The organism is Gemmatimonadales bacterium (assembly GCA_035502185.1).
In the GTDB taxonomy this organism is placed as follows: Bacteria; Gemmatimonadota; Gemmatimonadetes; order Gemmatimonadales; family JACORV01; genus Fen-1245.
The window spans coordinates 70,092-93,165 of sequence record DATJUT010000103.1 but is presented as its reverse complement, the minus strand read 5'-3'; the positions used below and the strand labels follow the sequence as shown (position 1 = coordinate 93,165).

General features: G+C 72.1%; 22 protein-coding genes and 1 tRNA gene. 5 read left to right on the top strand and 18 right to left on the bottom strand.

What is annotated here, in order from left to right; genetic code table 11:
- Nucleotides 1-17: 17 nt before the first annotated feature.
- The 17 genes from VMF70_14070 to VMF70_13990 form a co-directional block, all read right to left on the bottom strand.
- On the bottom strand, nucleotides 18-1,439 hold the full coding sequence (locus VMF70_14070; protein HTT69145.1) for an NADH-quinone oxidoreductase subunit N: 1,422 nt from the start codon (nucleotides 1,437-1,439) through the stop codon (nucleotides 18-20).
- Complete coding sequence (locus VMF70_14065) at nucleotides 1,436-2,899, bottom strand: NADH-quinone oxidoreductase subunit M (GenBank protein ID HTT69144.1); 1,464 nt, start codon at nucleotides 2,897-2,899, stop codon at nucleotides 1,436-1,438. Before VMF70_14065 ends, VMF70_14070 begins: the two co-directional genes overlap by 4 nt.
- Nucleotides 2,896-4,812, bottom strand: a complete 1,917-nt coding sequence (locus VMF70_14060) for an NADH-quinone oxidoreductase subunit L (GenBank protein ID HTT69143.1) — start codon at nucleotides 4,810-4,812, stop codon at nucleotides 2,896-2,898. The genes VMF70_14065 and VMF70_14060 overlap by 4 nt, the downstream gene beginning before the upstream one ends.
- Complete coding sequence (gene nuoK / locus VMF70_14055; protein HTT69142.1) at nucleotides 4,809-5,117, bottom strand: NADH-quinone oxidoreductase subunit NuoK; 309 nt, start codon at nucleotides 5,115-5,117, stop codon at nucleotides 4,809-4,811. Before nuoK ends, VMF70_14060 begins: the two co-directional genes overlap by 4 nt.
- Nucleotides 5,114-5,635, bottom strand: coding sequence for an NADH-quinone oxidoreductase subunit J (locus VMF70_14050; protein HTT69141.1), 522 nt, complete (start codon nucleotides 5,633-5,635; stop codon nucleotides 5,114-5,116). Before VMF70_14050 ends, nuoK begins: the two co-directional genes overlap by 4 nt.
- Nucleotides 5,632-6,090: a 4Fe-4S binding protein gene (locus tag VMF70_14045; GenBank protein HTT69140.1), complete on the bottom strand. Its 459-nt coding sequence runs from the start codon at nucleotides 6,088-6,090 to the stop codon at nucleotides 5,632-5,634. Before VMF70_14045 ends, VMF70_14050 begins: the two co-directional genes overlap by 4 nt.
- Nucleotides 6,087-7,094 carry an NADH-quinone oxidoreductase subunit NuoH gene (gene nuoH / locus VMF70_14040; GenBank protein ID HTT69139.1) on the bottom strand — a complete coding sequence of 336 codons (1,008 nt, stop codon included), beginning with the start codon at nucleotides 7,092-7,094 and terminating at the stop codon, nucleotides 6,087-6,089. Before nuoH ends, VMF70_14045 begins: the two co-directional genes overlap by 4 nt.
- A gap of 34 nt (nucleotides 7,095-7,128) precedes the next feature.
- On the bottom strand, nucleotides 7,129-8,256 hold the full coding sequence (locus VMF70_14035) for an NADH-quinone oxidoreductase subunit D (protein HTT69138.1): 1,128 nt from the start codon (nucleotides 8,254-8,256) through the stop codon (nucleotides 7,129-7,131).
- On the bottom strand, nucleotides 8,234-8,758 hold the full coding sequence (locus tag VMF70_14030; GenBank protein ID HTT69137.1) for an NADH-quinone oxidoreductase subunit C: 525 nt from the start codon (nucleotides 8,756-8,758) through the stop codon (nucleotides 8,234-8,236). Before VMF70_14030 ends, VMF70_14035 begins: the two co-directional genes overlap by 23 nt.
- The gene (gene nuoB / locus VMF70_14025) at nucleotides 8,742-9,266 is read right to left on the bottom strand and encodes an NADH-quinone oxidoreductase subunit NuoB (GenBank protein HTT69136.1); all 525 of its coding nucleotides are present in this window, start codon (nucleotides 9,264-9,266) and stop codon (nucleotides 8,742-8,744) included. Before nuoB ends, VMF70_14030 begins: the two co-directional genes overlap by 17 nt.
- The gene (gene ndhC, locus VMF70_14020) at nucleotides 9,257-9,628 is read right to left on the bottom strand and encodes an NADH-quinone oxidoreductase subunit A (GenBank protein HTT69135.1); all 372 of its coding nucleotides are present in this window, start codon (nucleotides 9,626-9,628) and stop codon (nucleotides 9,257-9,259) included. The genes nuoB and ndhC overlap by 10 nt, the downstream gene beginning before the upstream one ends.
- Before the next feature lie 52 nt (nucleotides 9,629-9,680).
- Nucleotides 9,681-9,753 (bottom strand) — tRNA-Ala (locus tag VMF70_14015).
- Nucleotides 9,754-9,840: 87 nt separating this feature from the next.
- A complete protein-coding gene (locus VMF70_14010; protein ID HTT69134.1) occupies nucleotides 9,841-10,236 on the bottom strand; it encodes a hypothetical protein in 396 nt (131 codons plus the stop codon).
- Entirely contained in the window at nucleotides 10,233-12,434 is a 2,202-nt protein-coding gene (locus tag VMF70_14005) for a M6 family metalloprotease domain-containing protein (protein HTT69133.1), read from the bottom strand. Before VMF70_14005 ends, VMF70_14010 begins: the two co-directional genes overlap by 4 nt.
- 87 nt (nucleotides 12,435-12,521) lie before the next feature.
- Nucleotides 12,522-12,818: a FeoA domain-containing protein gene (locus VMF70_14000; protein HTT69132.1), complete on the bottom strand. Its 297-nt coding sequence runs from the start codon at nucleotides 12,816-12,818 to the stop codon at nucleotides 12,522-12,524.
- Nucleotides 12,815-14,767 (bottom strand): ferrous iron transport protein B, encoded by a 1,953-nt coding sequence (gene feoB / locus VMF70_13995; GenBank protein HTT69131.1) that lies wholly within the window; start codon nucleotides 14,765-14,767, stop codon nucleotides 12,815-12,817. Before feoB ends, VMF70_14000 begins: the two co-directional genes overlap by 4 nt.
- Before the next feature lie 142 nt (nucleotides 14,768-14,909).
- Nucleotides 14,910-15,617 carry a phosphatase PAP2 family protein gene (locus VMF70_13990; GenBank protein HTT69130.1) on the bottom strand — a complete coding sequence of 236 codons (708 nt, stop codon included), beginning with the start codon at nucleotides 15,615-15,617 and terminating at the stop codon, nucleotides 14,910-14,912.
- Between the two features lie 85 nt (nucleotides 15,618-15,702).
- Here VMF70_13990 and VMF70_13985 point away from each other — a divergent pair, with 85 nt between their 5' ends.
- The 4 genes from VMF70_13985 to VMF70_13970 are packed head-to-tail and all read left to right on the top strand — an operon-like array spanning nucleotide 15,703 to nucleotide 19,905.
- On the top strand, nucleotides 15,703-16,914 hold the full coding sequence (locus VMF70_13985; protein ID HTT69129.1) for a pyridoxal phosphate-dependent aminotransferase family protein: 1,212 nt from the start codon (nucleotides 15,703-15,705) through the stop codon (nucleotides 16,912-16,914).
- 17 nt (nucleotides 16,915-16,931) lie between these two features.
- Nucleotides 16,932-18,044, top strand: coding sequence for a hypothetical protein (locus tag VMF70_13980; protein HTT69128.1), 1,113 nt, complete (start codon nucleotides 16,932-16,934; stop codon nucleotides 18,042-18,044).
- On the top strand, nucleotides 18,041-19,027 hold the full coding sequence (locus VMF70_13975) for an NAD-dependent epimerase/dehydratase family protein (protein ID HTT69127.1): 987 nt from the start codon (nucleotides 18,041-18,043) through the stop codon (nucleotides 19,025-19,027). Before VMF70_13980 ends, VMF70_13975 begins: the two co-directional genes overlap by 4 nt.
- Nucleotides 19,028-19,050: 23 nt before the next feature.
- On the top strand, nucleotides 19,051-19,905 hold the full coding sequence (locus VMF70_13970; protein HTT69126.1) for a phosphatase PAP2 family protein: 855 nt from the start codon (nucleotides 19,051-19,053) through the stop codon (nucleotides 19,903-19,905).
- Here the strand turns inward: VMF70_13970 and VMF70_13965 are convergent.
- Nucleotides 19,884-20,948: an NAD-binding protein gene (locus tag VMF70_13965; GenBank protein HTT69125.1), complete on the bottom strand. Its 1,065-nt coding sequence runs from the start codon at nucleotides 20,946-20,948 to the stop codon at nucleotides 19,884-19,886. The genes VMF70_13970 and VMF70_13965 overlap by 22 nt on opposite strands.
- A gap of 126 nt (nucleotides 20,949-21,074) precedes the next feature.
- On the opposite strand from VMF70_13965, the gene VMF70_13960 reads away from it, so the two are divergent.
- Entirely contained in the window at nucleotides 21,075-22,952 is a 1,878-nt protein-coding gene (locus VMF70_13960) for a hypothetical protein (protein ID HTT69124.1), read from the top strand.
- Nucleotides 22,953-23,074 lie beyond the last annotated feature (122 nt).

The following is a 23,074-nucleotide window of genomic DNA, read 5'->3' as shown; positions in this document are numbered from 1 at the left end:
GGCAAGCGACGGTCGGGCTACGGCAGGAGCTGCGCCGCGCGCTCGGCGAGGCGGTACAGCGCGGTGGGAAAGACGCCCAGGACCACGACCGCCGTCGAGAGCGCGTAGCACAGCGTCCGGTCGCCGAACGACAGCGGGAGGGGTCCGCGGTTCTGGTCGTCCGGCAGCAGGTAGGCGTACCTGACCGCCACGAGATAGTAGTAGACCGAGACCGTGCTGTTGACGGCCGCGAGCAGGACCAGCAGCCACCAGCCCTGCCCCATCGCGGCGGAGAACAGGAACCACTTGCCGGCGAAGCCCGCGGTCGGCGGCACGCCGGCCAGCGCGAACAGCGCGAGCAGCAGGGTGGCCGCCAGCAGGGGCGAGCGCCGGTGGAGGCCCCGGAGGTCCTCGAGCTGCGGGTTGCTGCCGTCGGCCCCGACGCGCGCGACCACCAGGAAGGCCGCCGCGTTCATCAGCAGGTAGAGCAGCCCGTAGAACAGCGCGGCGGCGAGGCCGGCGCGCGTGAAGGCGACCAGCCCCACCACCACGTAGCCGGCCTGCGCGACCGCGGAGTAGGCCAGCATCCGCTTCACGTCGCGCTGCACGATGGCCACCAGGTTGCCCAGGGTCATCGAGACCGCGGCGATCAGGGCCAGCGCCGTCACCAGCCGGGTGCCCCCGAGGCCCGCGAGCGCCACCAGCCGCGCCAGCACCGCGATGGCCCCGACCTTCGAGGCCGTGGCGACGAACGCCGCCACACCGTGCGACGCCGCCTGATACACGTCGGGCGCCCAGAAGTGGAAGGGGAACACTGCCAGCTTGAACAGCAGGCCGGCCAGGAACAGCGCCATCCCCAGCATCACGGCCGGCTCGCCCGCCAGCTGCGGGAGCTGCGCGGCGATCTGGTCGACCCCGGTGGCGCCCGTGAAGCCGACCAGCAGCGACAGCCCGAACAGCGTGATCGCGGAGGCGGCCAGGCCGATCACGATGAACTTGAGCGCGGCTTCGCGGCCCATCTCGCAGCGGTCGCACATCGGCACCAGGACGAACAGCGAGAACGACGCGATCTCCATCGCCAGGTAGAGCGCGAGCAGCTCGACGGCGCTGGCCAACGCCACCAGCCCGATCGCGGAGGTGAGGAGGAAGAAGAACACCTCGCCGCGCACGTCCTCGCGCTGCCCCCGGCCCTCGCCGGCGATCGCGGCGCCGATCAGGAAGCCCGCGGCCACCGCCGCCTTCACCAGCTGCGAGAACGCGTCCACCCGGTAGGCACCCCAGAAGAACTCCTCGCTCCGCCCCAGCGTGAGCACGCTCGCCGCGAGCACCAGCACGCCGCCGACGTAGGCCGCTCGGCGCGCGCGCGCCGTCCGGTTTCGCTCGGTCATCAGCGCGGCGAAGATCAGCAGCGCCGTCGCGGCCAGCGACGCCTCGGGCAGCAGGGCCACGTAGCGGGTCACTGGACCGCCCGCACGAAGGCCCGCGTCGCGGGCGCGATGACGTTCAGGATCAGGCTCGGCGCGAAGCCGAACAGCAGCAGGAACCCGACCAGGATGGCCCGCGGCAGTGCCAGGAACGCCGAGATGTCCGCCACGCCCGGATGCGCCTCCCGCGGCTCGCCGAAGAAGGCGAGCACGATGACCCGGATCGAGTACGCGAGCGTGACGGTCAGCGCCGCGACCACGATCACCGCCAGCACCGGGAAGGTCCGGAGCGTGGCGAGGAACACCAGCAGCTCGGCCCAGAACGAGGAGAAGCCCGGCACCCCGGCCCCGGTGAGCGCCGCGATGATGAAGAACGCGGACGCCACCGGCAGGGTCCGCGACAGGCCGCCCAGCTTGCCGATGTCGCGGGTGTGCAGCCGGTCGTAGAGGTAGCCCACCGCGGCGAAGAACAGGGCCGTCATGACGCCGTGGCTGAACATCTGGAACACCGCGCCGTTGACGCCGGCCTCCGACAGCGTCGAGAGGCCCAGCAGCACGATGCCCATGTGCGAGACCGACGAGTACCCGATGACGAACTTCAGGTCGGTCTGCGCCAGCGCCACGAACGCGCCGTACACGATGTTCACCGTCGCCAGGACCGCCGTCGCCTGCGCCCAGTAGTGCGCGCCCTCCGGCAGCAGCGGCATCGCGACCCGCAGGATCCCGTAGGCGCCCAGCTTCATCAGCACCCCGGCGTGCAGCATCGACACGGCGGTCGGCGCCGCCACGTGGCCCACCGGCGACCAGGTGTGCAGCGGCCACATGCCGGCCAGGATGCCGAAGCCCACGAACAGGAAGGGATAGACCACCAGCTGGAAGCCGCGTCCGTAGTGCGCCGCCGCCAGGCGCGTGAGGTCGAAGCTGCCCGCACCCGCCCCCCAGTACACCGCCAGCGCGGCCGGCACCACCAGCGCGGTGCCCACCAGCAGGTACAGGGTGAGCTTCATGGCGCCGTATTCCTTCCGCGTGCTGCCCCACACCGCGATCAGCAGGTACATGGGCAGCACCGCGACTTCGTAGTAGAACACGAAGAAGAACAGGTCCAGCGTCATGAACACGCCGTACACGCCGATCACCAGCAGCGTCATGAAGGCGAAGTACTCCTTCACGCGCTCGGCGAGCTCCCACATCACCAGCACGCCGGTGAGGAACACGATGGCCGTCAGCGCCAGGAGCGGCAGGTTCAGCCCGTCCACCCCGTGGTGCCACTCGATGCCCAGCGAAGGCACCCACGGCACCCGCTCCACGAACTGGTAGCCCGGGGCCGCCGGATCGAACCGCAGCCACAGGACCGCGACCACGGCCGCCGCCGCCACGCCGCTCGCCGCGGCGATCCGCCGGATGGCGCCGGGGTAGCGGGCCGGCGTGGCCAGGATGCCCGCCAGGCCGAGCACCGGGCACGCGAGCAGGATGGTAAGGAGCGGCAGCTGGCTCACCGCGCGCCCGCCGGCCCGAGCAGGTAGGCGAGCGCCGCGACCAGGGCCACCGCGACGGCGACGTAGGCCTGCACGTAGCCGCTCTGTACCAGGGCGAGCAGCCGGCCCCCGCCGATCGTGCCGTTGGCGACGCCGTCCGTGGCGCCGTCCACGATCGTGCGGTCGTTCCAGTGCGCGGCGCGCGCGAGCGCCGTGGCCCAGCGGATCACCGTCGCGCGGTATAGCCGGTCGAGGTACCAGTTGTCGGCGAAGAAGCGGGCCAGGGGCGGCACGCGCTCCACGAACCCGATGCGCGGCGCGCCCGCGCGCCCGAACTCGACCCAGGCGACCGCGATGCCGGCCGCCACCAGCGCCAGCGCGACCAGCGGGCCCGTACCCAGCTCCAGCGGGCCGCCCGCCGCCCCCGCCCCCGCCCCGCCGAGCCGCGCGCCGAGCCACGGACCGAGGTAGCCCAGCACCAGCGTCAGCGCCGCGAGGAACAGCACGGTGCCCCCCATCGCCCGCTCGCCGCCCGTGGTCCGGTGCGCCGGCGCGGGCGATGGCCCGTGGGTGCCGCGTTCGGTGCCGCCGCCCGCCGCCGTCCCGGCGCCGGCGGGCACCAGCGTGAGGAACACCATCCGGAACGCGTAGTAGGCCGTGAGCCCGGCGCCGAGATAGGCGAGCACCAGCGCCGGCCTCGGCGCTCCGTTCCCGAGCGCGGCGAGGATCGCTTCCTTGCTGAAGTACCCGGCGAACGGGATCACGCCCGCGAGCGCCGCGCTCCCGGCCACCAGGCCGAGCACGCCGGCGCGTTGGGAGCGCGGGTCCCGCGCGGCGATCTCGCGCATGTCGTTGGAATGGGCATGGTGGATGAAGATCCCCGCCGACAGGAACAGCAGCGCCTTGAAGCCCGCGTGCGTGGTCAGGTGGAAGAACCCGGCCGCGGTGCTTCCGGCCGCGAGGCCCATCAGCATGTACGCCAGCTGCGAGATGGTGGAATAGGCCAGCACCCGCTTGATGTCGCCGGCCACCATCGCCATGGTCGCCGTGGCCAGGGCCGTCGCCACGGCGAGCCAGAGCAGCGCCCGCATCACCGCCGGAGCGGCGAGGAACAACGGGTGGAGGCGGGCCACGAGGTACACGCCGGCCGCCACCATCGTGGCCGAGTGCAGCAGCGCGGAGACCGGGGTCGGTCCCTCCATCGCGTCCGGCAGCCAGGTGAACAACGGGCCCTGGGCGCTCTTCCCGATGACGCCCATCAGGAGCAGGGCCGCCGCGATCGTGACCGTGCGGGGCGCGAGCGCGCCGCCGGGCGCCGCCGCGGCGATCACGTCGGGGATCGTCGCGAGTCCCAGCGTGCGGATCAGCAGCAGCACCCCGAGCAGGAAGCCCACGTCGCCCACCCGGGTCATGATGAACGCCTTGCGCGCCGCCGCGGCCGGGGCGGGCCGGTCGAACCAGAATCCGATCAGGAGGAACGACGCGAGGCCCACCAGCTCCCAGAAGACCAGCGTCTGCAGCAGGTTCGCGGCGAGCACCAGGCCCTGCATCGCCCACCCGAACAGCGCCAGGAACCCGTAGTAGCGCGCGAACCCCGGATCCCCGGCCATGTAACCCGTGGAGTAGACCATCACCGCCAGCGTGACCGCGGCGACGACCAGGGCCATCGTGGTGGAGAGCGGGTCGAGCAGCACGCCGAACGCCAGACTCCGGGTGGCGTCCACCGGCAGGAAGACCGTCTGGGCGAGCAGCGTCCGCCCCGGCACGGCGACCGTCGCGACCAGCCAGCCGCTGGCGAGGACCGACGCGACCATCGCGGCGATGCCGAGCGCCGCGGCGGCCCGCGGCCGCCCCCGGAGCCCGAGCAGCACGACCGCGCATGCCAGGAGGGGCGCGCCCTGGACCAGCAGCGCGGCCAGGGTGGCGCCGGTCATCCCTTCAGCTCCGAGAGATTCTCGACGTTGATGCTCTGAACCTCGCGCTGGATCGCCACGAACAGCGACAGCGCGACGGCGCCCTCGGCCGCCGCGACGCCGATCAGGATGATGGCCACCACCTGGCCCACCGACGACTGGCCGCCGCTCAGCGACGTGATGGCCACCACGTTGAGCGAGACGGCCGCCAGCATCAGCTCGAGGGCGATCAGCATCCCGATCAGGGAGCGCCGCTGCACCAGCCCGTACAGACCGATGCAGAACAGCAGCACCGCCACCACCAGGTACCAGTGCAGCCAGCTCATGGGGCGCCCCCCGGCCGGCGGGCGGCGCCGCGGTCCTTCCGCGCCACCATCACCGCGCCGATCATCGCCACCACCAGCAGCACGGAGATCAGCTCGAACGCCAGCACGTAGTCCGTCAGCAGCCGGTATCCGGTCATCTGCGGGGTGACCTCGAGGCTCCCGGCCGGTGGCGGGAACCGCGCGCCCCGCAGCGCCAGCCACAGCGCGGCCGCGACCGCCGCCGCCAGCAGGGCCGCGCCGGCGATCTTGGCCCGGCTGCGCCGCGCGCGCGGAGCGTCGAGCGGCTGGGAGAGCATCACCGCGTACACCATCGCGATGCCGAGGGCCCCGACGTACACCAGCAGCAGCACGATGGCGAGGAAGTCGCTGCCGAGCGTGAGGAACAGCCCCGCCACGCCCACCAGCGCGAGCGCGAAGCCGAGGATGTTGTGGAAGATGTTCTTGAGCCCCACGGCGAACAGGGCACCGATCAGGGCCAGCGCGGCCGACGCGCCGAACAGGAACCCGTTCCAGTTCACGGCTGTGTCCCGGCGAGGGAGGGGTCGTCGCCGAACGGCGCCAGCAGGTCGTTGACCGTCAGGTCGCGCCGATAGGCCACGTCGTCGTAACGATCCGAGTACTTCAGCGTATTGGTGGGGCACACGTCGATGCACAGCCCGCACAGGCTGCAGGTCGAGAAGTCGAGCAGGAACTTGGTCGCCCGCATCTTCTTCAGGCCCGGCGCCCGCACGCCCTCGATGTCGAAGCAGTCGGAGGGACAGATTCGCGTGCACGCGTTGCAGGCGATGCAGTCGTGGGTCCCGGTCTCGGGGAACGTCACCAGCTCGATGGGACCGCCCCAGTGCGTCGCGTCGGGTCGCTGGTGCGGGTACTGGAGGGTCACCACCGGCCGCACCATGTGCCGGCCCGTGATCCCCAGGCCCACCAGCAGGCTCTTGAGCCCCGTGAAGACCCGCCGCACCGGGCTCGTCACAGCGGCAGCGCCTCGAGCACGATCGCGGTGAGGAGCAGGTTCACCAGCGCGACCGGGATCAGCAGCTTCCAGGCGAAGTTCATCAGCTGGTCGAAGCGCAGGCGCGGGAAGGTCCAGCGCGCCCACATCATCAGGAACACGACGCCATAGCCCTTGAGGAGGAGGTACAGCGGTCCCAGCCACTGGTGGTCCGCCACCCAGGGGCCCTTCCACCCGCCCAGGAACAGCGTGGCGCCCACCGCGCCCAGCACCAGCATGTTGGTGTACTCGGCGAAGAAGAACAGCGCGAACCGCATCCCGGTGTACTCGGTGTGGAACCCGCCGACCAGCTCCGACTCGGCCTCCGGGATGTCGAACGGCGCCCGGTTGGTCTCGGCGGTGATGCCGATGAAGAAGATCAGCGCCGCGACCGGCTCGTAGAGCGCGTAGGGCACCGTCTGGCCGGCCACGATCTGGTGCAGGTTGAGCGACTGGGCGATCAGCACCACGGACAGCGCGGACAGGAGCACCGGGATCTCGTACGCCACCACCTGCGCCACGGACCGCATCCCGCCCAGGACCGCGTACTTGTTGTTGGACGACCAGCCGGCCATGAAGATGGCGATCACGGTCACGCCCGAGAGCACGACGACCACCACGAGCCCGTTGGGCATTTCCGCGAAGGCCTGCGCGTCGCCCAGCGGCACCAGCGACGTGAGGCAGATGGTCGGGATGAAGATCAGGATCGGCGCGAACAGGAACGTGAAGTGGTCGGTCGCGAGCGGCGTCACCAGCTGCTTGGAGAGCAGCTTCAGCATGTCGGCGATGGTCTGCAGCGAGCCGTGGAAGCCGACCTCCATGGGGCCGAGGCGTCGCTGCGCGTGGGCCGACACCTTGCGCTCCAGCCAGATCAGGAACAGCACGTTGAAGGTGAGGAAGCCGAGGATCAGGCCGGCGCCCAGGACCAGGGTCGCGCCGAAGTCGCCGAGCAGGCGGGCGAGCAGGTCGTGCAGCGCGCTCAGCATGCCCGCGGCTCCGCGCCGGCCGGCTCCCGCCGCCTCACCGGTCCACCTCCGGCATCACCAGGTCCACGCTGCCCAGGATCGCCACCGCGTCCGCGACCATGTTGCCGGGCATCACCTCGGTCAGGACCGCGAGGTTGGGATACGAGGGCGTGCGGAACTTGGCGCGATAGGGCTCCGCGCCCCCCTCCGAGACGATCAGGATCCCGTAGTGCCCGCGGGCGCTCTCGACCGCGTAATACTGCGTCCCGACCGGCGGCTTGAGCCGCTTCTTCACCCCGATGGAGTCGGGGTTCAGGATCGGCCCGCCCGGCAGCTGTTGCAGCGCCTGCTCGATGATGCGGACGCTCTGCTGCATCTCGAGCACCCGCACCATGTAGCGCGCGAACACGTCGCCCTCCTCGCGGGTCGGCACCTCGAACTCGAACCGCGGGTAGGCGCCGTAGGGCTCGGCCTTGCGCACGTCGTACGGCACGCCCGAGCCGCGCAGCGTGGGGCCGGTCACGCCGTAGGAGAGACACAGGTCGCGGGACAGCACCCCGACGCCCTTGGTGCGATTGACGAAGATGACGTTGTCCTCGATCAGGCGGGCGTACTCGTCCCAGCGACCCTTGAGCTTCGCGAGCACCTCGCGCGCGCGGTCCGGGAAGCCGGCGTCGAGGTCCCGGCTCAGCCCGCCGAACCGGCCGGTGCAGTAGGTGAGCCGCGACCCCGTGACCGACTCGAGCAGGAAGAGAATCGCCTCCCGGTCGTCCCACGCATAGAGGAACGGCGTCGCCGCGCCCAGGTCCAGCAGGAACGCGCCGATCCACAACAGGTGTGACGCGATGCGGTTGAACTCCGCGAGGATCACCCGCGCCACCAGCGCGCGCTCCGGCACCGCGATGCCGGCCAGCTGCTCGACCGCCTCGACCCACGCGAAGTTGTAGATCATCCCGGACAGGTAGTCCTGTCGCGACGTATTGGGCAGGAACTGCGCGTAGCTGCGGTTCTCCGCCATCTTCTCGTGCGCCCGGTGCGAATAGCCGATGATCGGCTCCGCCGCCACGATCTCCTCGCCCCGCAGCGTGAGCTTCATCCGCAGCACGCCGTGGGTGGACGGGTGCTGCGGCCCCATGTTCAGGGTGTAGGTGTCGAGCGCGTCAGTGGCGTGCGGGCTGGTCATCGCTGGCGGCCGCGGGCGCCGCGCGCCGGCTGTCGTCGTAGTCGGAGGGCGGCGGGGCCGTGAAGCTCCTCAGCAGCGGGCGCCACGCGGTCCCCTCGGGCAGCAGCAGCCAGGTGAGGTTGGGATGTCCCGCGAACCCCACGCCGTAGAGCTCCCACGCTTCCCGCTCGTTCCAGGCGGCGGCGCCGAAGATGTGGCTCACCGTCGGGACCGGCGCCTCCCGGGGCGCCCACACCCGCCAGACGAGGCGGCCGGACGGGGCGGCGGCGAAGGTGTTGAAGGTGTAGATCAACTCGAAGCAGCCGTGGGGGTCGAGTCGGTCCACGCAGCTGAGCGACTCGAAGAAGTAGCCGGCGTCGCGCACCAGGCGACACGCGTCGGGCAGGCGCCCGGGTGCGATCCACCGGACCTCCACGGCGCCGGCGAACGGGTGCTCGACGGGCGCCGGCACGGTCGCGCCCAGCGCCTCGGCCGCCCGCGCCAGATCAGCCGGCGCGGTCAAGCCGCCGTCCCTGCTTGATCTTGTCCTGGAGCTTGAGGATCCCCGCGATCAGCGCCTCGGGCCGCGGCGGGCAGCCCGGCACGTGCACGTCGATGGGCATGAACTTCTCCGCGCCCTCGGAGATCGCGTATTCGCCGGGGTACTTGAACGGGCCCCCGGAAATCGTGCACCCGCCCATCGCGATCGCCCACTTGGGCCCGGGCATCTGGTCCCACAGCGTCCGGATGACCGGGGCCATCTTCCGGGAGATGGTGCCCGCCAGGATCATCAAGTCGGCCTGCCGCGGCGAGGGCCGGAACAGGCCCACGCCGAACCGGTCGAGGTCGTAGCGCGCCGCCCCGGCGGCCATCATCTCGATCGCGCAGCAGGCCAGCCCGAAGGTCAGCGGCCACAGCGAGTTGGCCCGGGCCAGGTTGAGCACGTCCTCGACCATCGCGAGCCGCACCCACGGCGACGCCTCCACGGCCAGCCGCTCCAGCTCGCGATCGTCCGGGGTCGTCAATCCCACCGGAAGACTCCGGTGCGCCACGAGTACACGACGGCCACCGCGAGGATCGCGACGAACACCACGACCTCGACCAGGACCTGCCAGGTGTGCACGGTGCGGAAGACGAGCGCCACCGGCAGCAGGTAGATCACGTCCACCGCCACGGCGAGGTACAACAGGGCGTAGAGGTAGTAGGCGAGCGAGAACTGGCGCCACGCCCCGCGCTCGGGGACGATGCCGCTCTCGTAGGTCTTGAAGGTGTCCTCGCCGCGGCCGCGCGGCGCGATGAAGTGCGGCACCGCGACGGCGATCATCCCGAAGACCAGCCCCAGGGCCAGGAAGGCCAGGACGAACCGGTATTCGTGGATCGTCGAAGGGTCCATGTCTCCCTACGAATCGGGGAACGACGGCGGCAAGACGGCGCACGCAACAGGATGGAGCGGAAGGGGATCGAACCCTCGACCTCGTGGTTGCAAACCACGCGCTCTCCCAACTGAGCTACCGCCCCGCCGTGCCGCCGCAATGTACCAAGGCCGAAAGGCCCGCTCAAGCAAAACGCGTACCGCCGGCCGCGCGCCGGCGGCCGCGACCGAGGCTAGGGCCGCACGACCGAGAGCGAAACGCCCGTCGTGTCGGCGAGCGCGTAGCTCGGAGCCGCCAGGGCGATCACCCGGGCCGCGTAGCTCCTGAACTGGCGCGTGTCGCTCACCGCGAGATGCGCCAGGTCGCCGGCCGCCAGGCCGGCGCCGACCGGCGCGACGACCACGACGCGCGTCGTGTCGCCGCCCGCCGCCTGCGAGAACACGCGATAGCCGGAGCCGGCCGGCGCCGTCACCGCACTCGTCGGGCCGACCACCGCGAACAGGATGCCCCGATCGGTGGCGCGGGGCGTGGTGAGCCGCACCGACAACTCGCCGGACACCGGCCCCTGGTCGCTCCGGCACCCCGCGGCGAACGCCGCCGCGGCGGCGAGCACGAGGAGGCGCGTCACGGCCGCGCCCCCGACCGGACGCCGGCCCGGGCAGCGAGCGCGCCGGGGTTCCGGTCGAGCCAGGCCACGAAGTCGCCGACGTCGAACCGCCCGTTGTCGTTCCCCAGGCCATCCAGCACCAGCAGCTGTCCGCCGGCGAGCGCACTGCGGCCGGTGAGCAGCTGGGTGAGCACGTCCGCCACGCCGGCGAAGGTCGCCACCAGCGCGTAGGGCCGCACGGCCCGGAGCGCCAACACGCTCGCGCCGGTCACGGTGTCCACGCTCCACCCGACGAACGACGAGCCCGTGTCCGGCACCGGCGTCAGCGTGACGCTGTCGCCTTCGGCCAGGAAGCTGCCGGAGACCGGGTCGATGGTCCGCGTGGCACTCACCGAGCCCGCGCCGATGATGGATACGGACATCAGGTAGCGGCGGGCGACCAGCGCCGTGTAGGTCGCGCCCGCCACCGAGCCGGTGATCGTGTGTTGCGCCGCCTTGCCATCCGACCACGACCGGAACGCGTAGCTCACCCGGCCCGACGGCGAGAGCTGCGTGCTGTCGATCGCGACCGTGTGCGTGGACCCGTCGGCGAGCAGGTCGCGGAACACCGGCGTCCGCACCCCATCCACCTGCACGCTCGCCGCCGTGTCCGAGGCCGCCACGGTGGTGACGCCGCCGAACGTGATCCGGAAGCTCACCGCGCCGAACGGCGCGACCTGCCGGATCGAGTCGAGCCTGAGGCCGGCGGCCGCGCCGGCGTTGGTGCGCGCGGACGGCCGGGTTCCCGGGCCGAAGCTGGCGTTGCCGCTGCTGCCCGGGAACGGGTCCCCGGCATCGCCGCGGTCGTTGCACGCGGCGGGATAGGTGCAGTCGAGCCCGGTGTCGCCCGCCGCCTCCTCGACCGCCAGGGCGTGTGGGAGCGCGGCGTTCACCGAGTTGTTCAAGAGCCGCGTGCTCATCAGCAGCGTGTCGAGATGATAGATCATCAGCCCGGGCCCGTACATCATCGAATCCGAGCCGATCGGCTGCCGGTTCTCGAGCAGGAAGAACTCGTTGGTGCCGGCGAGCGGAACGGCGAAGGCCGTGTCGCCGGTCTCGATGGGACCCACCGCGACCGACTGCGAGGTGGTGAGCGGGACTTCCGCCACCCAGCCCAGCGTCGCCAGCGTCCACGCGCTCATGTGCGCGGGCCGGAACGGCTGCTGCTCGTTCCCCGACGACATCAGGTCCCAGCGGCCGATGCCCTCGGTCTCGCCGCTCACGTCGTAGAGGTCCGGCAGTCCGAACAGGTGGCCGGTCTCGTGCGTGACGGTCCCGATGGGCGCGAGCTGACCCGGCGTGCACCCGGTCTGCCCGCCCTGGGCGCCCTGGATGATGTAGTCGTCGATCACGACCGGGTGCCCGTTGACCGTATCGTTGGTCGTGTACGGCCCTGCACCCCAGCCCGACAGCGAGAACCGGTGCGCCCAGATGCTCTGGCTGGCCGGCTGGTAGATCAGGAGGCACTCGCCGCCCACCTGCGGATCGAGGACCACGATCGCCGGCACGATGCCGTTCGTCGAATCGGCGAACGCGGCGAAGTCCACGGTCGAGTCGGCGTGCAGCAGGAGCTCGCGGATCAGCGCCGGCACGCCGGACGAGCCGCACAGGCCCTGGCAGCCGAACCCGCCCTCGTAGAACGCGTCCGTCTGGGACAGGCGGATGGTGTCGATCACGGTGCCGGTGACCGTCAGTCGGCCCCCGGACACTTCCTGGTAGTAGGTGGTGACCGAGTACGGATTGGCCGGAGCCGGCAGCGTGCCCCAGAAGCGCCGCGCGACCGCGGCGGTGTCCATGATCGCGGCATCGGCGGCGCTGGTGTTCGAGAACAGCGGCAGGAAGGTCGGGTAGCGCAGCGCGCCGCCGACGACCGTGGCCGACGCGGCCCGCAGCGCGGCCGCCGCGGGCGCATTGAGCTGCCGCCAGGCGCCCCGGGCGCGGAGGGCCTGGCGTGCCAGCCGCACGCGGCGCGCCTTCTCGAGCCACCCGTGAGTGAACTCGAAGGCGCCCGGGTGCGCCGCCAGCGTCTGGTAGAACCCCGCGGGAGGCCGGGCGCCGCCGTGCGCGAGGCCCCGCCGGATCACGTCGGCCCCGCCGACCTGGGCCCTCGCGGCCGGCGCGGCCGCCAGGATGCCGGCGACCGCCATGACCACGCCCGCAACGTCGGCGCGCAAGCTCACCCGTCCGCACTCCGTGCGCAGGGATCGGTGCAAGCTAACCGCCCGCCACTTCCGATCGGTAGGCCTTCCGGACGGACCCGGCCCGCGTCACGCCGCCAGGGCGACCAGGACGGCGCCGGCCAGCACCGCGTCCAGCGCCACCGTGGCGCAGTCCAGCCTGAGGACCATCGCGGGCCAGCGCCGCTCGACCTCGACCTCCACCCCGGGCAGCAGCCCCAGGGCCAGGAGCTTCCTCAGGTCCGCAGGACTGTCGGCGGCGAGGCGGCGAACCGTGGCCCGCTGGCCCGGGCCGAGGGACGCGAGCCGCTGGGAGACGAAGAAGTTCGAGCCGATCGGGCAGCCCTCGCACGCGGTCGGCGCCGCGCCACACATCGTGCACTTCATGCCCAGCCTCCGAGCGTGCGCAGCAGCCAGCCCACCAGCCCGCCGACGGTGAAGGCGATCGTCGTCGCCACCACCAGCACCCCGACGGCCACCTTGAGCCCGCGCTCCTTCTTCATCACCAGGAACTGCGCGATGCACGGCACGAACAAGGTGATGGTGACGGCCGCCGTGGTCAGCGCGGCCGGCGAGAGGAGACCGCGGTGCGCCAGGTCGTACAGCCCGGCGGCGCCGAAGTCGCGGCGGAAGAACCCGTACAGGAACGCGGGGGCGGCCTCGGCGGGAAGACCGATGAGCCGCACCAGCGGCACCAGCGCTCCGGTCGCCCGCGCCAGCGCGCCGGTGAGGTCGCCCGCCCACAGCAGCACGCTCGCCAGCAGGAACAGCGGCAGGATCTCGGCGAAGTACCAGCGCACCCGGGCGCCCGTCTTGCGGAGCACGTTGCCCACCTTCGGGGCCCGGAGGCGCGGCAGCTCGAGGTAGAAGCTCGGCGGCTCGCCCGGCAGGAACAGCGCCGCCAGCCGGCCGACCGCGAGGAACACCGCCACCAGCACCATCCCCCACACCACCACGGCCCCGGGCCACGCGCTCAGAATGCCGAGCACCACGCCCAGCTGGGCGGAGCACGGGATGGCGAGCGCCAGCAGCAGCGTCGCGATGACGCGCTCGCGCCGGGTCTCCAGGGTGCGCGTCACCAGCGTCGCCATCGTGGCGCAGCCGAAGCCGAGCACCAGCGGGATCACTGCGCGGCCCGAGAGCCCGACCTTCTTCAGGGCACGGTCCAGCAGCAGCGCCAGCCGCGGCAGGTACCCGGAGTCCTCGAGCAGGGCGAAGACGAGGAAGAACGACGTCACGATGGGGAGCACGATGGCGAAGGCGTAGCGCACGCCGAGGTTGATGAGCCCGTAGGGGCCGTTGACCAGGTCGCGCAGGGGTTGCCACGGGACGAGCCCCGTCACCGCGGCGGCCAGCGGCGCGATCCAGCGCGTGAACACCACGTGGTCGAGCCAGTCCACCGCCGTCTGGGCGCCGAAGCCCCCGACGAACTTGTAGAAGCCGACGTAGAGGACCAGCGCGACGATCGGCAGTCCGGTCCACGGCGACAGCGCCAGCCGGTCGAGCAGCCTGCTGCGACCGTCCGACGCCCCGTCGCCGTCGGGCACCACGCCGTCGAGCAGCGCGAGCGCCATGCGGCGGCGCGCCGTGGCTACGGCCACCGCGTAGCCCTCGGCCCCCGACCATCGCTCGTCGCGCTCGGCCACCACCGCGCGCCACAGCGCCGGCTCCGCCCCGAAGTCGGCTGCGGCCGACTCGTCGCCGGAGAGCGCGAGCTCGGCCGCGAGGCGGACGACGCCCTCCTCCCCCGCCAGGCGCACGACCGGCGCGCGGAACGGCTCGGGCAGCGACCAGCCGTCCACCGGCGGCGGCGCGGCGAGCGCGGCGTCGAGCAGCTCGGGCAGCCCCTCGCCCGTGGTGGCGACCGTGCCCACCACCGAGACGCCGAGCCGCGCCGAGAGCAGCGCGAGGTCGGGAGCGCGACCCTCGCGCCGCGCCTCGTCCAGCAGGTTGCAGGCGACCACGACCGGCGCGCCGAGCGACAGCAGCTGCAGCGTGAGCGGGAGCGAGCGCTCGAGATGGGCCGCCTCCACCACGTGCACGATGGTCCGCTTCCCCGCGGCGAGCACCGCGCGTCGCGCGACCCGCTCCTCCTCCGACACGGCGAGGAAGCCGTACATCCCCGGCGTGTCGAGCACCTCCACGTCGCGGCCGCCGGCCGTGAACCGGCCGCGCGTGATCTCGACCGACGTCCCGGGGTAGTTGGACACCACGGCGTAGATGCCCGTCAGCCGCCCGAACAAGGCGCTCTTGCCGACGTTCGGCGCCCCCACGAGCACCAGGCGCACCAGGCCGGCGTTCGTCTCGCACGCTTCGGGGCGTAGGGCTGTGCTCACGGGCCTCCCGACTGAATTCCAGTCTCAGCCGCTGCACGCCGCGTGCCTCGGCCCGGTGGCGGCGCACGCCCCGTCGTCCGCATCCCGAGGACAAACTGCCCCATTTGCCCGTCAGTTGGTCCTACGACTCCGCCGGTTGAGGCTACGGCAGGGCGGCGTGGACGGCCGGGACGGCCCAGCCGATGGCGAAGCCGAGCGCGGCTCCGGCCACGACGTCGGTCGGGAAGTGGCGGTGCGCGACGACCCGGAGAATGCCGGTCGCGGTCGCAGCGGTGAACAGCGCGACGATCTGCAGCTTGTTCCGGCCCGCGAGGCCGCGGCGGTGGAGAACCGAGGCGTACGCGGCGGCGGCGGCGAAGGCCAGGCTGGTGTGGCTGGACGGGAACGAGCGGCCGTCGTCGGCCGTCGCGGGTCCGGTCGAGGTCGGCAGGTAGAGGAACGGCCGCGGGCGATGGAAGAGGACCTTCGTCCATTCGGTGGCAGCCGACGTGAGCGCTGCGGCCTCGGCGATCACGGTGGCGTCCTCCGCGAAGGCGGCCGTTCCCTCCCCCCGCCGCGACGACGCCAGGAACACGATGCCGAGCGCCGCCTCGGCGCCGAGCGTCGTCGCGCTGAGGACGTCGGGCAGTTTCCGGACCGGACCGACGACGGACCGGTCCACGGCCCACAGGTGCGCGGGATTGCACGGAGCGCAGGTGGCGGACGGGAGCGCCGACGGCCAGACGACCGGGACGAGCGCGGCGCCGACGGCGGCTCCCAGCACGGCCGCGTCGGGCCACGGCGAGACCTTGAAACGGAGGGCTGACGATGGTTGGGCCGCGCCGCGGCCCGCCAGCGCCGTCACCAACATGAGAGCGAATGTCAAGGCGCGCCGCAACTTGCCTCCTGCCCGGCTCCACGGTACAATGCCAGCTTCGTGTCTTACAGGGGGGTCGGTGGCAACAACCCAAATCGCGCAACACATAGCGCTCTTCGAGAAGTGCAAGAACTTCACGCAGGCGCGCGAAGTCCAAGCAGCCGGGCTGTACCCCTACTTCACCCCGATCTCGGAGTCCGAGGATACGGTGGTGAAGATCGGGGGCAAGAGCAAGGTGATGATGGGGTCGAACAACTACCTCGGCCTCACCCACCACCCCAAGGTCCTCGAGGCCGCCCGTCAGGCGCTGGAGCGTTACGGCTCGGGCTGCACGGGGAGCCGGTTCCTCAACGGCACGCTCGATCTGCACGTGACGCTCGAGCTGCGACTGGCGCAGTTCGTGGGCAAGGAGGCGGCGCTGGTCCTTTCGACCGGCTACCAGGCGAACCTGGGCCTGGTGTCGGGTCTGGTCGGGCGCGGCGAGATCGTGTACCTCGACAAGCTGGACCACGCCTCGATCGTGGACGGCGCGAAGCTGTCGTTCGGCGACGTGGTGCGGTTCAACCACGGGGATCTGGAAGGGCTGGAGCGCTTGCTGGGCCGCGACAACCGGCCCAAGGGCGCGATGATCATCGTGGACGGCATCTATTCCATGGAAGGCGACATCGCGGACCTGCCGAAGCTCGCGCAGCTGGCGCACCGCTACGGGGCGGCGCTGGCGGTGGACGACGCGCATTCGGTGGGCGTGCTGGGCGCGACCGGCGCCGGCACGGCCGAGCATTTCGGGATCGTGGACGAGGTGGACCTGATCGTCGGGACCTTCTCGAAGTCCCTGGCGTCCATCGGCGGCTTCGTGGCCGGCCAGGAGTACGTGATCCACTACCTGAAGCACCACGCGCGGCCGCTCATCTTCTCGGCGGCCCTGCCGCCGTCCAATACGGCGGGCGTGCTCGCGGCGCTGGACATCCTGCAGGCGGAGCCGGAGCGGCGTGCGGCCCTGTGGGCGAACAGCAAGCTGCTGTCCGACGGCCTGCGCTCGCTGGGGTACAACCTCGGCCAGAGCGAGACGCCGATCATCCCGGTGCTGGTCGGCGAGCTGGAGCGCACGTTCCTGTTCTGGCGCAAGCTGTTCGACGTAGGCGTGTTCACCAACCCGGTCGTGCCGCCGGCGGTGCCGGCGTCGCAGTGCCGGTTGCGCGCCAGCGTGATGGCGACGCACACGGCCGACCAGATCCAGTTCGCGCTCGATGCGTTTGCGGCCGTCGGCAGGCAACTCGGGGTCATCCACTGACCGCTGAAGCAGTGACCGTGAGGTCGGTCGCTTCGGCGGCCGACCTCCGGGCGTTCATCGACTTTCCCTACCGGCACTACCGCGACGACCCGCTGTGGGTCCCGCCGCTGCGCCGGGACATCGCCACTCTCCTGTCCCGCACCCGCAATCCCTTCTTCGAGCACGCCGAGATGGCCTGCTTCCTGGCCGAGCGCCCGGGGGGACGGCTCGTCGGCCGGATCGCCGCCATCAAGAACGACGCCCACGGCCGGGTCCATCCCGAGGAGGCCGGGGTCGGCTTCTTCGGCATGTTCGAGTCGGTGGACGACCAGGCGGTGGCGGACGCGCTGTTCGCGGCCGCGGCGGCGTGGCTGCGGGAGCGGCGGCTGACGGTGATGCGCGGCCCGATGAACCTCTCCACCAACGACGACTGCGGCCTGCTGGTGGACGGCTTCACGACGCCGCCGGTGGTGATGATGCCGCACAACCCGCGCTCCTACCAGGCGCTGCTCGAGCGGGCGGGGTTCACGAAGGCGATGGACCTGCTGGCGTACTTCGGCGGGCGCGAGTCCGTGCCCGAGCGCCTGCGGGCGGCCGGACCCAAGCTCGCCAAGCGCTACAACATCTCGCTTCGCCCGCTCGACAAGAAGCGGTTCTGGAGCGACGTGGCCCTGGTCAAGGACCTGTACAACCGGGCGTGGGAGAAGAACTGGGGCTTCATCCCCATGACCGACGCGGAGATGAACCACCTGGCCAAGCAGCTCAAGCCGGTGGTCGTCCCCGACCTGGTGGTGTTCGCGTCGATCGGCGAGCGGCTGATCGGCTTCGCCATCGCGCTTCCGGACTTCAACATGGCCCTGCGCACCAACCGCTCGGGCCGCCTGTTTCCGTTCGGGCTGTTCCGCATCCTGTGGAACCAGCGGAAGATCAACCGCGCCCGCGTCATCACGCTGGGCGTGCTCCCGGAGTACCGGCGGACGGGGGCCGACGCGCTCATGTACGAGTGGCTGTGGCGCACCGCTCACGCGCGCGGGATGCCGCAGGGCGAGTCGAGCTGGATCCTCGAGACCAACGCCGCGATGCGCAACGGGCTCGAGCGGATGGGCTTCACCGTCTACAAGACCTACCGGGTGTACGACCGGGCCGTGTGAAGGCCCTGGTCACCGGCGCCACTGGTTTCGTGGGCGGCCACCTGGCTGCCACACTGGTGAGGCGCGGTGACGACGTCGTCTGCCTCGCGCGCCGGCCGCAGCAGGCCGCGCTCATCACCTCCCTCGGCGCACGCCCCGCCCCCGGAGCCCTGGAGGATCTCGACAGCCTGAAGGCGGCGCTCCGCGGGGTGGAGGTGGTCTACCACCTCGCCGGACTCACCGCGGCCGCCTCGGAGCGGGAGTTCCTCGAGGTGAACCAGGGAGGGACCGCCCGTCTGCTCGAGGCCGTGCGGGCCGCCGCGCCCAGCCTGGTGCGGCTGGTGCACGTCTCGAGCCTCGCCGCCGTGGGCCCGACCGGCCGCGGCACCCTGCTCACCGAGGACTCGCCCTGCCGCCCGGTCACGGCGTACGGCCGCAGCAAGCTGGCCGGGGAGCAGGTGGTGCGCGCCGCCCCGGCGCTGCGCTGGACCATCGTCCGGCCGCCGGTCGTGTACGGTCCGCGGGACCGGGAGCTGCTGCGGCTGTTCCGGATCGCGCGCCGTGGATTCGCGCCGGTGTTCGGCCTGGGCCGGCAGGAGCTGTCGCTGGTGTACGCGTCGGACCTGGCGGAGGGGATCGCGCGAGCCGGCCTGGAGCCGGCGGCTCCGGGCGAGACCTACCATCTCGCCCACCCCGAGATCGTCACCGCCCGGCGGCTGGCGCGCGAGGTGGGGCGGGCCGCCCGGGGCGGGAGGGCACCGTTCATCCTGCCCGTGCCCGGCGCGCTGGCCGTTCCGATCGTGTGGGCGATCGGGCGGGCCGCCGCGGCCGCCGGGCGGCGCACGGTCGTCTCGGCGGACAAGATGGCGGAGTTCCTGGCGCCGGCGTGGGGGACCTCGGTCGCGAAGGCCCAGCGCGCGCTGGGATGGCACCCGCCGCACGACCTCGACCGCGGCCTGGCGGAGACGGCGGCATGGTACCGGACCGAACGGCTGCTGGCCTAGGCGAGCGGCGCGGCGCGGGGCCCGTGGAGGTTCTCAGCCGCGGCTTCGTCCTGGCGATGGCCGCGGCCACCGTGGCGGCGTCGGGCAGGGTCGCCGCCTGGCCGTGGCTGCTGGCGGCCGACGTGCTCGCCCTGGCCCTGGTCGAGCTCGTGGCGCGCGCGCCGGCGGCGGGCCGCGTCGGCGCCGCCATCTCCCTGTGGTACCCCTACCTCCTGATCCCCGCCTACTACTGGCAGCTGGGCGTCCTCAGCCTCGGGGCGCAGGCGCGGGACCCGCTGGTGCAGCGCTGGGAGGCGGCGATCTTCGGCGGGCAGGTCAGCGTCACGTGGCACCAGGCCTCCGCCAGTCCGCTGCTCTCCTCGGTGCTGCACGCCTGTTACCTCGCCCACTACGCCATCATCATCGGCGTGCCGGTGTGGCTGTTCCTGCGCTCGGGGCGCGAGGCGTGCGCGCGGGCGCTGTTCGGCATCACCCTCGCGTTCTACGTCTGCTACCTGTGCTTCGCCGTCTTTCCGGTGGCCGGCCCGTACTACGCGCTGCCGGCGCCGACGGGCCCGATGGAGAACCTGTTCCTCGACCGGCTGGTCCGCGGCGTGCTGGAGAGCGGCTCCTCGTGGGGGACGGCGTTCCCGTCCTCCCACGTCGCGGCGTCCTGGTGCGCCGTGCTGATGGCGCGGCGCCACGCGCCGTGGCTCGCGGCCGTCCTGGCGCCGGTGGCCCTCGGGCTCGCGGCCGGCACCGTGTACGGGCAGTTCCACTACGCGGTGGACGCGCTGGCGGGTGCGGCCGTGGCGGTGGCCTGCTTCGCGCTCGCCGACCCGCTCAGGACATGGCTGGCGCGGCGTCCGGCCGGCCGTCAGGTCGCGGCGGCGCCGTAGGCCTCGCCGCCGTAGCGGGCCCTGAGCTCCCCGACGCCGCTCGGGTCGCCCATGACGATCAGGGTCGCCCCCTCGGCGATGCGGGAGCGCGGATCCGGCTTGAAGGCCCAGGCGGCGGTGCCGGGCTCGAGCAGCGCGAGCAGCAGCAGGCCCGGCATCGCGTTGACGTCGAGGTCCCCCAGGGACTTGCCGATCGCCGGAGAGCCGCGACCGACGCGCAGCTCCTCCACGCGGAGATTGCGGTCGCGGTCGCGCAGCATCTTGTCGAGGAAGGTCACGACCATCGGCCGGATCATCTCGGAGGCCATCCGCATGCCGCCGATCCGGAACGGCGACACGACCGCATCGGCGCCGGCGCGGCGGAGCTTCGATTCGTTGCGGTCGTCGACCAGCATCGCGACGATGCGCAGCGACGGGTTGGCCTGGCGGGCCGTCAGCGTGACCAGCACGTTGTCCCGGTCGGATTCGAGCGCGGCCACGAGGCCGGCGGCGCGGGCGATGCCGGCCTCCGCGAGCACCTCCTCGTCCGAGGCGTCGCCCGCGACGTAGAGCAGCTCCTGGTCGGTGGACAGGGGCGGCAGCGTGGTCGCCTGCGGGACGACGGCCACGACCGGACGCCGGGAGCTGAGCATCTCGTCGATGAAGTGGCCCGCCACGACCCCGGCGCCGCACACGATCACGTGGTTGCCGAGCTCCGCGATCGCCCGCCGCATACGCTTCCTCCAGAACACGTGTTCGAGCTGGCCCTCGACGAAGAACGCGGTGATGGTCGACGCGAAGTACACCAGGATGCCCATCCCGAACAGGATCAGCACCATCGTGAAGATGCGCCCGGCCGGGTTGCCCTCCATCGGGATGATCTCGCCGTAGCCGACCGTGGTCAGCGTGATCACCGTCATGTAGAGGCTGTCGAGAAGGCGGTGCGGCCCGTGCCCGATGATGGTGTAGCCCACGACGCCGACGGCGAACACCGCCAGCACCGCGATCCCGGCGGTCGTCAGCCGGCGCCGGACTTCGGCGAGCTGCCGGTCCGCTTCGGTCACCCTGTTCATCCGTGCTCCCGCGGGTCCGGGCACAAGCTATACGGTTGACGCCCGGCCCGGCAAACCCCATTCTTTCCGCGCGTCGTTTCCACCGTTCACGCCGTCTGGGAAGGCTCCGGAGTCACCATGACGCTCGCCGATCTGCCCGTTCTCAACCCATCGACGCCCGGTCGTGAGGCCAGGCGCGCGGTGCTGGTTGCTCTCCTGTTCGCCGCTTTCGGGGCGCTGTACGCGCTGGCGCGCGCCGCGGCCGCGGCGCCGCCGGACCTCTCGGCCTCGACCGGCGACGTGTTCGGGTTCGCCTATCCGCGCGGCTGGGGCCTCGCGGTCTCGATGTGGTCGGGCGCGGCCCGTTGGCCCACCAGCCTGGCCAACGCCGAGACGTTCCTGGCGGTCACGGCCACGGTCATCATGGCCATCGCCCTGATCGTGGTGATGCACCCGGACATCCTGGTGCGCCAGGGGCCGCAGTACGTGTCGCCCGCGCGGCGCATCACGACCGTCGTCGTGGCGTTCGTCATGGCCTTCCTGATGTACCGCCTGGTGATCGCCGTGGACGGGGTCTTCTCCTTCGACACCCTCGCCACCAATCCCGACAAGGCGCGGCGGGTGCTGGTCGGCCTGGGCGCCCTCGCCGCGATCGTGTTCGGCGGCATCTGGTCGTTCATCGGCCCGAAGGACTTCGGCCGGCGCATCCCGCTGCGGATCTCGCACGGGGCCCTCGGCGGCCTCGCCGTGTGGGGGGCCGTGGCCCTCGCGACCCTGCTGTCGAGCCAGGCGCGCGGGTTCCTGTCCAGCACCCTCGACACGTTCTACACGCTGCTGACGGTGGACGCCGCGAACGGGACGCCGGGCGCCACGGCCGGCTGGGCCGTCGCCTCCGACGTGCTGACCGCCGCGACCGCGATGGCTCTGGCCGGCGCGCTGCTCATCGTCACCGCGCCGCAGTCCCTGGGCCCCGGCAACCGGCGCGGCAGCGCGATCGTGTCGGGGGTCGTGGCGCTGTTCCTGATCGTCGTCGCGGCCACCACCTGGAGCACGACGCAGGCCCGGGCGCGCGAGGTCAACGTCAACGTGACCAGCACGCTGCAGCTCGACCGGACGGCGCCGTCGCGCACGCCGGTGCTGCTCACCGGCCAGAATCTCGCGGCGGCGCGGCGCCTCGTGGCCCGGCCCCTGATCCAGCCCACGACCACCGCGGACGACTGCATGCACCCGGGCGGCGAGGGCCGCGACCTGCCGGCGCGGACCGCGAGCAACGTCCGCCGGCTCACCGCCTGGCTGGACACGCATCAGGACGTGGTGAACGGAACGGCGGTGCGCGTGGCGAGCTGCCGCGCGGCGCTGCAGGCCCTGCTGTGGGAGCCGGACTCGGCGCGGGCCGGCATCTTCCTGTCCCGGCACCCGGAGCGCGTCGGCGCGCTCACCTATCTGTACGCGATGTCGGGCGTCAGCACCCCGCGGCCCGCGTTCCTGCGGCGGATGCTGGCGTCGCTGGCCGACACCGCGCGGTTCGCGTACGGCGCCGAGGCGCCCAAGCGGTTCGTCAACCTCGCCCGGCTGGCCGGCGACACCGCGGCCGAGGCGGCCTGGCGGCAGCGCTCCCTCTCGCCCGCGACGCCGCAGGAGATGGCCTCGATGCCGGCGCGGCCGGCGTACGTCGACGGCGTGGTGAGCGGCCGGATCGCGGCCAGCGGCGCCGGCTGGCGGATCGCCCTGCTGATCGCCGACGAGCCCGGGTCGGGCAGCGATCCGACCATGCAGGCGCCGCGGTCCGAGGGCTCCGTGCTGTCGTCCATGGTGACGGCGGCCGATGTCGGAGCCGACGGGCGGTTCAGCTTCGGCGGCCTGCGGGACGGCTTCTACCAGCTCGCCCTGCTGTCGCCCGAGGGCGTGGGCGTCGCGCAGCTGACGTCGCTGGTGGTCAAGAACGACCCCGGCGTGTTCCAGCTGGCGCCGGCGCGGAAGAACAAGGATGTGGGGACGATCAGTCTCACCTACTGAAGCGTGAGAGGTGAGAGGTGAGAGGTGAGAAGGTGAAGTGAGAAGTGAGAGGTTCCGTGAGAGGTGAGGGGAATCCCCTCACCTCTCTCGTCTTTCACCTCTCTCCTTCACCTCTCACGTCT